Below are 12,762 nucleotides of genomic sequence, written 5' to 3'. Positions count from 1 at the left end.
CCTTCAGTTCATCCCGGTCGCCGGCCACGTCACCGTCGAGACAATGATCCATGTGGTCATGGATCAGCGCCTACTTGGCATTGCGGAGGGTCCGTTCCACGGCCTGCAACTGCTGGGCCACGTCGAGGCAGGGGCGCCCCTCCTCGATCATGGTGACGACCGAGCGGAGATGCCCCTCGGCGCGTTTCAGCCGGGATGCGATCTTGGGGTGACTTGCGTGGACATGCGGTTCTGTCATATGCAAGGGCTATCCTCCCGGAGGGGATAGCACAAGATGCCACACAAGACGCATCGCGAGGCACAAGGGCCGTGCAGCAGGCGATGAGAAAGCGGATCGAGATGCGGATCGGGGCCCGGCTCTTCGCCGTGCTGACATGCGTGGCCCTCGCCCTCTGGACCGTATCACCGAACGCATCGCACGTGCCGAAGGTCATCGAGACCCTGCAGGACCATGCCGAGATGATCGCCGAACACGGCCATTCTCACGGGCTGGAGGAAGATCTGATCTGGGCGATGCACGGTCACAGCCACGAAGTCGCCGATCACGATCACAGCCAGGCCGTGCTGATGTTGGCGCGGCGCGGCACGGTGCCTGTCGAGACGAGCGCTCTCTGGCATGGCTATGTCCTGGCCCACTGGGCGCCACCCGTCTTTCGTCTGGAGCGCCCGCCACGCGCGTGAGCCTTGCCCGTCACGGGCAGATCACAGCATAACAACGGACAATCCAAGGAGACCCACATGCACTCCGCTTTCGCGGATGGCCGGTCATGGCGCAGCTCTCGCGCCACCGCCATCCTGATGGCCGTCGTGGCCACGATGCTCTATGCGACGGCCGCCGCCGCCCACAATGTCACCGAGGGTGACGCCGGCTACATCCAGGAAATCTGGGGGGTAAACCCCGTTCCCTTCATGTATCTCGGGGCCAAACACATGGTCACGGGATACGATCACATCCTGTTCCTGCTCGGCGTCGTCTTCTTCCTCTATAGGATGAAGGAGGTTGGCATCTATGTCAGCCTCTTCGCGCTTGGCCACTCGACCACGATGCTGCTCGGCGTCTGGTTCGGCTGGGGCGTGAACGCCTATGTCGTCGATGCCATCATCGGCCTCTCGGTCGTTTACAAGGCGCTCGACAATCTCGGGGCCTACCAGCGCTGGTTCGGGTTCCAGCCCAACACCAAGGCCGCGACGCTGATCTTCGGCTTCTTCCACGGCACCGGCCTCGCCACCAAGCTCCTCGACTATGACATCGCCTCGGAAGGGCTCCTGCCCAACCTGCTGGCCTTCAATGTCGGCGTCGAGATCGGTCAGGTCATGGCCCTTGCCGTGATCCTCATCGTCATGGGCTACTGGCGTCGCAGCCCCGCGTTCCTGCGCCAGGCCTACACCGCCAACGTGGTGATGATGTCCCTGGGGTTCAGCCTCATGGGATACCAGATCACCGGATTTTTCGTCGCCTGAAACTGAGACAAGGAGACACGACATGTTCAATTCCAACCGCCCCTCGCTCGAAGAACTGCCCAGCTCGGCACAGCTTCTGAAATCCACCGCCATCGCGGTCGTCGCGGCCGTGGCGATCCTCGTCACCGTCGTCTTGCCGGCAGAATACGGCATCGATCCGACGGGTGTTGGCGGCGCGATCGGCCTGGCCGAGATGGGCGAAATCAAGACCCAGCTTGCCGAGGAGGCCGAGATGGACCGGCAAATGATGGAGGCCGAGGGCGATCAGTCCAGCCTGCTGAACGACATCTTCGGCCTGTTCGTGGGTGCCGCGCACGCGCAGGAAGCCGGGACTTGGCGCGACGAGATCACGTTCACGCTGGAGCCCGGAGCGTCCGCCGAGTGGAAACTGGTCATGAACGAGGGCCAGACGGCGGAATACCGAATGCTCGTCGAGGGCGGCCGCGTGAACTTCGACCTGCACGGTCATGGTGGCGGCCAGTCGGTGACTTACGAGAAAGGTCGTGGCTCGGACGGCGCTGAAGGCGAGATTCTGGCCAAATTCAGCGGCGAACACGGTTGGTTCTGGCGCAACCGCGATGACAGCGCCGTCACCGTGACCGTCCAGGTCCGCGGCGAATACGCCGAGTTCAAGGACGCAAGCTAGCATCAGAAGCCGCCGTTCGCGCACGATGTGGCGAACGGCGGCTCACCGCCCTATCTGCATAACGTCGTGAACGGCCTACAGACGACCTTCCCGCATGATGCACTTCCGGGCTGCTCTCGTGTTGGCCGGCAACACTGACGAAGTCCGTCCACTTGAATGCTCGGCGGAAACCGAGCCCGCCGCCGGCCGGACAGACCAGAATCCGCTGTCGGCCGGCCAGCCCACGCAGGTCACGCCCCGAAACCGGCCAGCCATAGATAGAGCGGCAGACCGACCGTGATGTTGAAGGGGAAGGTCACGCCCAGGGAAAGTGTGAGGTAGATCCCTGATTCGGCCTTGGGCAGGGCGATGCGCATCGCGGCGGGGACCGCGATGTATGAGGCGGAGGCTGCCAAAACCATCAGCAGGAAAAGGCTTCCGGTCTGTAATCCGATCGCCGAGCCGAGCGCCCAGCCAAGCATCGCGCCGGTTATCGGCATCACCAGGCCGAATGAGAATAGGCCCGCATTCAGCATGTGGCGGTTGGCCGCGAGACTCCGGCCAGCGGAGAGTCCCATGTCCAGCAAGAACAGGCAGAGAATGCCGACGAAGGGTGTGACGACGAAGGGGGCGATCATCTCCATGCCCCTGTCTTGGGTGACGGCGCCGATTACGAAGGCCCCTGTAAGTAGCAGGACCGATCCGTTTGCGAAAAGCTCTCGAGCCGGAATGGTTCCCGTGGAGCTGTCACCGGAATGTCGAGAGGCGATCCACAGCGCCGAGAGGATTGCAGGCACCTCCATGCTGGCCGCGACCGCCACCATGTAGCCATCGAAGGCGATGCCCGAGAGCTCGAGCAGGCTGGAGGCGGCGACGAAGGTCACGATCGAGATCGACCCGTAGTGCCCCGCCACCGCTGCGGCGTTCATCGCGTCGAGCCGTGTCATTATCCGCAAGAGCAGGAAGGCCAGGAAGGGGATCAGGAGGGACAGCACAAGGCCAGCCAGTATGGCCATCACCAGCTCGCTGCGCAGGCCATGTTCGGCCAAGCTGTGCCCGCCTTTGAAGCCGATCGCCAAGAGCAGGTAGAGCGACATGAATTTCGCCGCACCCTCGGGGATGGACAGGTCGCTACGGACGAAGGCGGCCAACAGGCCGAGCACGAAGAACAGGATGGTGGGCACCATAAGGTTGCCGGTGAGAGTGTCGAAGACGGCGGACATGTGGGAACTCCATTCAGTTTCGCCCCCATTGCCGCAGAAACCGCTATAGCTTAAATACTTTTCATCTGAGTAAAATATAGTTTGAGGCTATATATGAGACCGACGCTTCGGCAGCTGGAATATATCGTTACGGTGCATCAACTGGGCAGCTTCAGTCTCGCCGCGGACATGTTGAATGTCAGCCAGCCGAGTCTCTCGAGCCAGATTGCCGCGGTGGAGGCCGATTTCGGCGTGCGGCTGTTCATGCGCGGACGCGGCGGCACGCAAACGACGGCCAAAGGGCTCGAATGCGTCCGCCGTGCGCAGCGTATTCTGACGGAGGTGAAAACACTGCGCAGCGTCATGACGTCGGTCCTGCCCTTCGGCGGACGGCTGCGGCTGGGTGTCCTGCCGTCGATCGGGCCATACCTCTTGCCGCAGGTGATGCATTCTCTGCATCGTGACCAACCCGATCTGCGGGTGGTCGTGCGCGAGGAGAACACCCTGAGCCTCGACGAGGGTATCCGCAACGGACGCTTCGATGCCATCATCTCGACGCCAGAAGATCATCCGAATACTTGGCCGCATCCTCTCTTCACAGAGGCCCTGTGGGTGGCGGTAACAACGGATCACCCGATTGCTTCGCTCGAGCGCGTTGGCGCTGCTGATCTGGCTGGTCAGCGTCTCTTGACGTTGGATACGGGGCATCGGCTGGCACGCATCGTCTACGGTCTCGCAGGGCTGAGCGGGGGCATCGTTTCGGACGACTACGAGGGCACGAGCCTCGATTCCATCCTGCTCATGGCCGCGACCGGGGCTGGCGTCGCGGTTTTGCCAGATCTGTTCGCCCGTCGTCAGGCGATCCACCGAGAGGAAGTGGTCGTCCGGCCACTGGTCATGCCTGACGCGAACCGGGGAATCAGTCTTTTGTTCCCGAGGGATCAACCCTCCGATGACAGCCATAAGCGTCTGATCAGCACAATACGTAACGCTGCTGAATCGCTCGATCTGGCCGTATCCGACCCATAACCCATAGTGAATGCATGTTCGGTTGCGCCCATAGCAGACACAGGGCGCGCACGCAGCGAAGCACCGCTTTCCACTCTTCGTGTCTGATGCTGCAAGCGCTATGACCTGCCCCCCCCGATGCTCCCTCGTTCATAACGAGAGTCTGCGGGTCTGGTTTTCATAATCGTCGTCGGTGGTTCGGGCAAGCGCGTCGGGCGCGGAGCCCTCAAATTGCTCAAGCGTCCGGCGCGCTTGTGCGGGTGTCTGGTTCGCTGCAATCGGGGCGAAAGACCGCTTTGAAGTTGGCACCGCATGTAGGGCCCATCTATCCTGGGGCCCTGTATCGCGCCGCGTCGATGTGGGCCGAAGAAGCATGTCATGCCCGAGAGGAGCCTCCATCCGCTCCAATGGCATTTTCCGGCCGTTTCTTTGCCGTCAGGCCCATATCGTTCAGAACGGCATAGAAGGCCGGAAGCACGATCAAGACCAGAACAGTGGCAGAAAAGAGCCCGAAGACGACCGAAATCACCAGCGGCTTCACGGTCTGCGCTTGGGTGCTCGTTTCCGCCAGAAGGGGCACAAGACCCATCATCGTTGTGGAGACCGAGACGACAATCGGCCGGAATCGCTCACGGCTCGCCAGGCCGGCAGCACGGGACAGTTCCTCCCCCTCTCCTGACCGCCTCTTGATCACCTGAACCAGCAGGATCGCGTTGTTGACCACGATCCCGGCGAGCGACGCGGCCCCCATGATCGACGGCATGGAGATGTTGTAGCCCATCGCCATGTGCCCCAGCACCACCCCAACCAGTGCGAGGGGAATCGTCAACATGACGATCAGCGGCTCGACATAGCTTCGGAACTGGAAGGAGAGCACCACGTAGATGCCGACCAGCCCGATCAGAAAGCCGCGCAGGATGGACCCCATGGTCTCGGCCGAATTGGCATTCTGCCCGCCGATCGCGAAGGACAGGCCCGGATGCTCGGTGGCAAGTTCGGGCAGGAAGTCGGCGGCCAGTTCAGAGACGATGGCGTCGGCGTTGCCCACCTGCGCATTCACGTCGGCTTCCACGGTGAGCGTGCGTCGGCCATCGATATGGGTGATGCGGCCCCAGTTTCGTGTCTCTTCGATACGGGCGACCGAGACCAGCGGAATGCGCGTGCCATCGGGAAGCAGAACCTCGAAGGCCGTGAGATCATCGAAGGAGGCACGGTCTCCGGCGGCCTGTTTCAGTTCGATCTCGTGGTCGATGTCGCCCTCCCGCACCGTCGCGACGATACTGCCAAGATAGGCGGTGCCTACCTGCGTGGCGATCTCCGCCGCGGTTAGCCCGAGCCCGGACGCCCCCTCGGCGAGCGAGAGATGCAACTCCGGTCGTCCCGGGCGGAGATCGTGCATCGTGTTGTATACCCCGGCATAGGTTTCGAGTTCTTCGAGAAGGCGATTTCCGGCCACCGCAAGCTGATCTAGATCCGGTCCGAACAGGCGGATTTCCACTGCGCGCCCTTGCGGTCCAAGCCCGGGTTCGGTGAGCGTGACCGCGATGGCGCCTGGCACATCCCCGATCCCGGACCGCCAGGCAGCGATCAATTCGTCGAGCGTGGTCGTCCGGCTCTCCGCTCCCAGTAGATCGACAGAGACCGTGGCCACATGCGGCCCATTCTCCCCCGCGGTCAGGTTGCGGTTGAAGAAGACCTGAACCGTCTGCACCAAGGCTGCGCCCCCGGGCTGGGCAGCCGTCAGCCGGGCGGTCACGTCTTCGAGCGCGGCAACGACATGGTCGGTTACCTCGACCGTGCGACTCAACGGCGTGCCCTGCGGCATTAGAATCCGTGCCTCCAGCACGTCGCCATCGATGTCCGGCAACGCCTCCCGTTGAACGTATCCACCGCGCAGAAGCGCGATGGTGACGATCAACACCGCGAGGGTTGCCCCGGCCACCAGGTAGCGCCACGCGATGGCCCCGTCGACGAGCCGCCCAAGCCCCCCGTCGCGCAGCCGCGAGAAGCCGCGCTCGAAACGCGCGCGCAATACCGAAGGCGGCACCTCGGCCGATTTCAGTCCATGCGACAGGTGGTGCGGCAGCACCCAGAGCGCCTCGACGATGCTCGCTGCCAGCGCCGCGATTAGCACGATGGGCAGGACTTCCAGCACCGCGCCAAGCTCGCCCGACAGGAAGGACAGCGGCGCGAAGATCGCGACGGTCGTGGCAAACGAAGAGAGCACCCCGGGTAGCACCCGCTTCGTTCCCTCGACGGCCGCCTCGATTCGCGACGTTCCATCCGCCGCGGCGTCGGCGATGGCATCCGAGATCACGACAGAATCGTCCATGACGATCCCGATCGCCATCAGCAGCGCCACCAGTGTTATCATGTTAAGCGAGAGTCCGGTCAGCGCCATCACGACGAAAGCTCCGAGGAAAGCGACCGGCAGGCCCATCGCCGCCCAGATCGCGTAGCCGGGCCGGAAGAAGAGGCTCATCACCGCCACCACGAGCACGAGCCCGATAACACCGTTCTTCACCAGCATGACGATCCGGTCGCGCACGATGGAGGTCATATCCTGAACGACCTCGATACGGACCGAGTCGGGCAGCGTCGCCCGCTCCGCCGCGACGAGATCCGTCACGCGCTCGAAGACGCGCAGCGCATCGGCGCCGAGCGCTTTGTCCACCTGCAGGAAGACCGCGCGTTTCCCATCGAGGAACGCGCGGTCTTCCTCCGGACTGAATCGCTCCTCGATCTGGGCAATCTGGCCAAGCGTCAGCTCGGCGCCATTGGGTTTTGACAGCACAACGATCTGCGACAGTGCCGCTTGGGTCCGCCGCTCGTCGGCAAAGCGCAGCGCGATCTCCTGATCCGGCGTCTCGAGTGCGCCGAGTGGTCTGTCAATGCTCTGCGCGCCGATGCGAGTGGCCAGACCTGAGGCCGTCAGCCCGTGCTGGACGAGCACCGCACGCGGCACAGTGATGCGAAACTGGCGGTCCCCGAAGCCGGTCCGAGTCACGTCCGCCACATCCGGCAACACCGCGAGTTGGTCGCGAAGCCCGGACGCATAGCGGTCAAGTTGCGACGCCGGCAGGTCGCCTGCCACCGCGACCGAGGCGACCAAATCGGTGCGGTGCAACTGGCGCACCACCGGCGGATCGGCAGCCTCCGGAAAATCGTCGACAGCGGTCACTTCGGTGCGAAGGTCATTGACGAAACGGCCCGCTTCGCCGCCGGACGCCATGGTGGCAACCGCGCGGCCAGCGTTGTCCTGTGCGGTGCAGGTGAGTTCTTCCAGATGCTCGACGGCCTCGACCGCATCCCAGATCCGACGGCAGATGGCGTTCTCGACCTCGGCCGCCGAGGCGCCGCGATAGACGACCATGATCTCCGCCTCGGTGGGACGAAAGTCGGGGAAAGTCTCGCGCTTGAGCGTGGGGGCGGCCATGATGCCGGCCGCGACGATCAGCACCAGTAGCAGATTTGCGGCGGTAGGGTGACGCGCGAACCAATCGATCATGGCGTGGTCTCTGCCGGGATCACGCGCAAGCCGGGCAGCGCCGGCACAATGTCATCGAGTATCAGTTCCTCCCCCGGCGCAAGCCCGTCTGTGATCACCGCCATACCGTCCTGCCGCCAACCGAGCGCCACGTCGCGCAACTCCAGCAGGCCCGACTCATCGCGGAGGTAGACTGTCCGGCCTTCGTGCAGCGCGCTTGTCGGCACTGCGATGCGCGGCGGCCCCGGCGGACCGGTAAGCAAAACCTCGACATACATGTTTCGCACGAGCGGTAGGCGCATTGGCGGGCGGGCGTCGGCATAGGGGGCCTCGACCTCCACCACGACAGGAACCGTCCGGGCCTGTGGATCGAGAGCGTTCTCGATCCGGATCACGCGGCCCTGCCAGATTTGCCGGGGGTCGGACACAAGCCGGAGCTCCGCACCGATCTGGGATAGCACATTCTCCTGATTGGCGGTCTGAAGATCGACGCCATCGGTTACGGAGCCGACCAGACGCGGAAACCCCTTGATCGGCAATTGAGCCGTGACCTCTGCTCGATCGATACCGTCTGCGGTAACAAGCGGACTGCCCGCTGGCACGAACTGATGGCGTTCCACATGCACTTCGCCGATCCGGACGGTGAAGGGCGTTTCGACGCGGGTCATCTCGAGATCGCGCTTGGCACGATCATGTCCGACCTCCGCCCGCGCGATCTGGGCTCTGAGCCGTGCCTTCCGAGAAGGGAGCAAACCGAGTGTGTTTTCGAGCTCCTGCACCCCACGGCGCAACTGAAGGGTCGCACGCTCCTGCTCGTCCAGCCGGATCTCGGGCGCTGCACCACGCGATACCAGGGCGTCTATTCGCTCCAGATCGGCTTCGGCCAGTTCGAGCCTTTTTTGCTCTATGGCGAGGATGCGACGCGTGTTATCGGCTTCGACTGCCAGTTGATCCTGCTCGGCGCGAAGCGCCGCGCGATCGGCCTCAGCCTGGCGCAACGCGAGCGCGTAGAGGGTGGAATCAATTTCAAGAACCCGTGTGCCGGTCGGGAGGATCTTGCCGGTTTCCAGGTCCGTGTGCCGGTAGGTCACGGTTCCGGCGACCTCGGCCACGGCCTGCCAACTGCGAGCAGGACGCACCGTTCCGTAGCCCCGGATCACTGGACGCACCTCTTGGGGTTCGATGACAAGCGTTCGGGCCGTGACCGATCGTGCCTCACGCGTCACCCGTTCAGGCGGCTCCGATCCCGCGACCAGCCAGACTGCAAGCCCGAGACCCAAGGCCAGCGGCGGAAAAATCCGCAGTATGCGCGAGCGTTTCATGTCGTCCCCACGATTTTGGTGCCAGTCATCAACCCGATCTGAATTTCAACGAGGCGCATCCCCTCTGCGACAAGATCGAAGCCCTCACCCGAAAGCCGCCAACGAAGGACAGTGCCCTGCAACAGGCCGAGAAACAGATCTACATGGTCCTCGGGTAACCGCGCGATGATCTCTCCGGAGGCAGCCGCGGCACGCAACTGCGCGAGGATGCGCGCGCGCAGCCCCTGCATCACACGCAGGTGAATCGGGCGAATGGCGGTCTCGGCCGCGATTTGTCCGGCGCTGAAGATCAACACCGGGATGGCCGGGATGGCCGCGATGAGCGAGAGTTGCGCCTTTAGGATCGCCCGCAGGCGCGCTATTGGGGTCAGTTCTTCCGCAGCCGCGGTGTCCCAGGCACGTGTCGCGCGGAGTTCCACCTCTTCCAGAACGGCCCTCCAAAGCACGTCCTTGGTCTGGAAATGCCGGAAGATCGCGGCTTGGGTGATACCTATCTCTTCGGCGATACGCGAAGTCGAAAGTTTCTCGACGGGCGTCTCTGTCAGAAGTCGCAACGTCACGTCCACGATCTCAGCCCTGCGATCCTTGGCGGATTTGCGGTGTCCCGACATGTTCACTCCGAACTTATTAGTGATCAATAACTAACAAACAGTATTCAGGACATGCAAGACGCTTGATCGTCAGCCCCAAAGGTCAAAAGGGCATCCCATCCATTTCGCGCCATGACACCGTTCTGGCATATTTCTCGAGGCACCCTTGCGGGGCTCCTGATCGCCCCACCGATCTGGATACTGCCACGTATAGAAAGCGCAGGCGAGAACGTGATGATCGTGATTATCACCTGCATCATAGGTTTGGGCGCATGTCGCAGGGATGTGGGAGCATGTCGCAGGTCGTCGCCGGCTTAGTCCTTTTGCACCTCGTCCAGACCCTGCGCCAGAACCGACCCGATTGATGCAATGACGGCAAAGACCAGTAGCACTGGGGCAGCGCCGAACTTATCCGCCGCGAACCCGAACATCCCGCCCGCCAAAAGCGCAACGCCAATCAACGTGTTCGACAGGGCGGTATAGCGGGCACGGAACGAATCCTCGGCCATGTCGTTCAAGTGTAGTTTGCGGCCCGCGCGCACGCCCTCATAGGCGATCTGCGCTGCAAAAATCGCCGCTGCCGCGCCCAGCGCGCCGCCAAGTCCGCCCCACATCAGGCCAAGCGTGCTCACCACGGCAAAGACCGCGCCGCCAAGCGCACCCGCCGCCATCAGCGTCTGGCGACTGGACCGGTCGGAAAGGCGTCCCCAGACGTAGGAGGCTAGAACAGACGCCGCCGTGGACGCCATGACCAGCGGACCAAGCTGGTCCAGCGCATTCCGCCCGGAGGCCGCCGTCAGCATCACGATGAAGGGCGGCGCTAGGGCGGTGACGGCCAAAGCTGCCCGTGATGCCACTAACAGTCGCAGTTCCGCGTCGCTCAGGATCGGTTCGACGAGTGCAGCGAAAGAACCATCGTCTTTTCCGTTCCCGTTTTCGATCTCAGGTTCGCGCAGGCGCATGAAAATGCCAGCGGCAACCAGCAACGCGCCCCCGGCAACGGCGATGATTGCGGCGAGCGGGGCCACGGCGACATCGAACAACCCCGCCGCCATCAGCAACCCGACCCCGAAGACCGAGGCTGATGCAACCGATGCCGCTAGGCCCGTGATCGCACCGCGCCGTTGCTTGGTTATGGTGCGCGACAGCGCATCCTTGTAGCTAACGGATGACGCGGAACGCGCCACGGCGAGCACGGCGAGGCACGTCACGATCACGCCACCCGCTACGGCACCGCTAAACAGCAGCGCCGCTGCCGCGATGCCCAGCGCCGCAAGCCCCTGCACCGAGGTGCCCGCGGCCCAAAACCGCTTGCGCTGCGGACTCGCCTCAACCCGGCTCGCCAAGGCGAGTTGCGGCAGCAGGGCGCCTGCCTCCCGCACCGGCACCAGCGCCCCAATCATCGCGCCCGGCGCCCCGAGCGCGGTCAGCAACCATGACAGCACCAGTTTGGGGTCGATCAGCGCATCGGCTGTCTTGGTTAGGATCAGAGACACGACATGGATCGCGCCGTTGCGCGCCTCGCCCGGGCGCACATCGGCCGAATCGGCACCGGTAATCAGGCCGAACACGGTTTTCAGAGGACCGGCCATTGCGGATCGATCTTGCTAGCGAGGATTTTCAGATGGCTGCTGCCATCACAAGGATAATTGTGCTCGATATTAAGCGGTGTATCGCCCAACAGATCGAAAAGGGCGCACTGCGATGCCCGGAAATCTTCGACTCCGCCCCGCGGAACATCGGCAAGACTGGCGACGCTTTGCGGCATCATCAGCGTATCGTGGATAAAGGCTGCACCGCCAGCGACATAACTGATCGCGGCCAGCACGTGATCGGACGAGAAGATCACCTCCCCGTGCTCATCCATCGCGCACCTGCCGCTGTGCTCTCTTGAAGAAATGCCGCGTTGCCTGCTCGCGCGCCTCCCTGTCCGTCATCACCACGTTCCGCATCTCGTTGTCGCTTTGGAACATCTTCACCATGCCCTGGAAGAACGCCTGCGAGAATGCCGCATATACCACATCGGCGGGATTGTTGCGGATCATCTCCGTCATGTCGTCATCCATGATCTCACGGGTTACGCGCTCAAAGCGCAGGAAATCCTCGCGCGAGAAATTGGTGCCATGCCGCTCGTTGAACGAGTCGATGATCTCGGAGAGCGACTTCTCCTCCTCCTCAGTATAGGCGTTCGCGCCGAACTCGGTAATCGGATTGAGCGTGGCGGTTTCTCCGGCGGCCAGGGAGGCGCTGCCCTCTTCGCCTTTCTGGAGTTTGAAGGCAGACAAGGTCAGCATATCATCGGTGATGGTGATGTCGGCGGGCACCTCGCGTGATGGCAGGAGGCGTGAGAGCCAGGCCGTATAGGCATAGAGCTTCTCCAGCCACGCGTCGTTGAGCGACACGACCTGCGCGACGAAGGCGTAGAAGCGCAGGAAACTCTTGATAAGCTGCCGGAACTCCTCTTGCTGGGCCTCGTCCTCATCAAGGTTGAAACGCTCAACCGCGAGGCGCACGGTGCCTTCCAGGGCCAGCCGGTCCTGTGTCGTCAGATCGCCTTTGAAGAACTGGTCCGCAAACCGCTCAACCTCGTCATTGTGGACATAAGTCGAATTCGTGATGCGCTGTTCCAGGTCGTAGATCTGGTTGAGATCGGTGCGCTCCTCCAGAGCTGTCGCCTCGAAGAACGGCGCAAACGCCTCGCGTATGTCCTCCATCGTGTTCTGAAAGTCGAGCACATAGTGTCCGTCGTCATATAAAATGGGACATCAGAGCGGCTTGAACATTGGAGGCTCTGGTTCGGTTGTGTGATTGATTATGCTGCTTGTTTTTGATGTTGCAAGCGGCGCTGTCGGATCGTCAGGTTCTTGATCTTCTCCCTTTCTCTCAGAATGGCCTTGTCCCGACCAAAGTAGACGTCAGCGGGTGTGACGTTTTTCAGGCTCTCGTGGTAGCGCTGGTTATTGTAGTAGTCGACGAAGTCCCCGATCTGTCGCTCGAGATGACCGGGCAGGTAGTAATTCTCCAGCAGAACACGATTCTTCATGGTCTGATGCCATCGCTCTATTTT

General features: G+C 62.7%; 12 protein-coding genes and 2 pseudogenes. 4 read left to right on the top strand and 10 right to left on the bottom strand.

Going from position 1 to position 12,762, the window contains the following annotated elements; all coding sequences use genetic code 11:
* Positions 1-238, bottom strand: a pseudogene (locus tag BMW66_RS17730) (metal-sensing transcriptional repressor); the annotation flags it as partial.
* Between the two features lie 71 nt (positions 239-309).
* Between BMW66_RS17730 and BMW66_RS20660 the strand changes: the two are divergent.
* From BMW66_RS20660 to BMW66_RS17715, 3 genes are all read left to right on the top strand, one after another.
* Complete coding sequence (locus BMW66_RS20660) at positions 310-681, top strand: hypothetical protein (RefSeq protein WP_245729537.1); 372 nt, start codon at positions 310-312, stop codon at positions 679-681.
* Positions 682-798: 117 nt separating this feature from the next.
* Positions 799-1,461, top strand: a complete 663-nt coding sequence (locus BMW66_RS17720) for a HupE/UreJ family protein (RefSeq protein WP_245729541.1) — start codon at positions 799-801, stop codon at positions 1,459-1,461.
* A gap of 22 nt (positions 1,462-1,483) precedes the next feature.
* On the top strand, positions 1,484-2,107 hold the full coding sequence (locus BMW66_RS17715) for a transmembrane anchor protein (RefSeq protein WP_093120405.1): 624 nt from the start codon (positions 1,484-1,486) through the stop codon (positions 2,105-2,107).
* Positions 2,108-2,337: 230 nt separating this feature from the next.
* On the opposite strand, the gene BMW66_RS17710 is transcribed toward BMW66_RS17715, so the two are convergent.
* The gene (locus BMW66_RS17710; protein ID WP_093120403.1) at positions 2,338-3,309 is read right to left on the bottom strand and encodes a sodium-dependent bicarbonate transport family permease; all 972 of its coding nucleotides are present in this window, start codon (positions 3,307-3,309) and stop codon (positions 2,338-2,340) included.
* 93 nt (positions 3,310-3,402) lie between these two features.
* On the opposite strand from BMW66_RS17710, the gene BMW66_RS17705 reads away from it, so the two are divergent.
* A complete protein-coding gene (locus tag BMW66_RS17705; RefSeq protein WP_093120402.1) occupies positions 3,403-4,317 on the top strand; it encodes a hydrogen peroxide-inducible genes activator in 915 nt (304 codons plus the stop codon).
* 129 nt (positions 4,318-4,446) lie between these two features.
* Here the strand turns inward: BMW66_RS17705 and BMW66_RS20120 are convergent.
* From BMW66_RS20120 to BMW66_RS17665, 8 genes and pseudogenes are all read right to left on the bottom strand, one after another.
* Positions 4,447-4,569: pseudogene (locus BMW66_RS20120) on the bottom strand (IS3 family transposase); the annotation flags it as partial.
* Positions 4,570-4,672: 103 nt separating this feature from the next.
* The gene (locus BMW66_RS17695) at positions 4,673-7,804 is read right to left on the bottom strand and encodes an efflux RND transporter permease subunit (protein ID WP_093120399.1); all 3,132 of its coding nucleotides are present in this window, start codon (positions 7,802-7,804) and stop codon (positions 4,673-4,675) included.
* The gene (locus BMW66_RS17690; protein ID WP_093120398.1) at positions 7,801-9,105 is read right to left on the bottom strand and encodes an efflux RND transporter periplasmic adaptor subunit; all 1,305 of its coding nucleotides are present in this window, start codon (positions 9,103-9,105) and stop codon (positions 7,801-7,803) included. Before BMW66_RS17690 ends, BMW66_RS17695 begins: the two co-directional genes overlap by 4 nt.
* Positions 9,102-9,716, bottom strand: coding sequence for a TetR/AcrR family transcriptional regulator (locus tag BMW66_RS17685; RefSeq protein WP_093120396.1), 615 nt, complete (start codon positions 9,714-9,716; stop codon positions 9,102-9,104). Before BMW66_RS17685 ends, BMW66_RS17690 begins: the two co-directional genes overlap by 4 nt.
* A gap of 293 nt (positions 9,717-10,009) precedes the next feature.
* On the bottom strand, positions 10,010-11,287 hold the full coding sequence (locus BMW66_RS17680) for an MFS transporter (protein WP_093120395.1): 1,278 nt from the start codon (positions 11,285-11,287) through the stop codon (positions 10,010-10,012).
* The gene (locus BMW66_RS17675) at positions 11,272-11,562 is read right to left on the bottom strand and encodes a hypothetical protein (protein ID WP_093120394.1); all 291 of its coding nucleotides are present in this window, start codon (positions 11,560-11,562) and stop codon (positions 11,272-11,274) included. Before BMW66_RS17675 ends, BMW66_RS17680 begins: the two co-directional genes overlap by 16 nt.
* Entirely contained in the window at positions 11,555-12,430 is an 876-nt protein-coding gene (locus BMW66_RS17670; protein ID WP_093120392.1) for an HsdR family type I site-specific deoxyribonuclease, read from the bottom strand. Before BMW66_RS17670 ends, BMW66_RS17675 begins: the two co-directional genes overlap by 8 nt.
* Positions 12,431-12,507: 77 nt before the next feature.
* Positions 12,508-12,762: integrase core domain-containing protein (locus BMW66_RS17665; protein WP_139196226.1), on the bottom strand; the 255-nt coding region annotated here is incomplete at its 5' end.

Origin of the sequence: Salinihabitans flavidus (assembly GCF_900110425.1) — a bacterium.
In the GTDB taxonomy this organism is placed as follows: Bacteria; Pseudomonadota; Alphaproteobacteria; order Rhodobacterales; family Rhodobacteraceae; genus Salinihabitans; species Salinihabitans flavidus.
The sequence above is the reverse complement of the archived record's forward strand: the minus strand, read 5'-3'. Positions and strand labels throughout refer to the sequence as shown.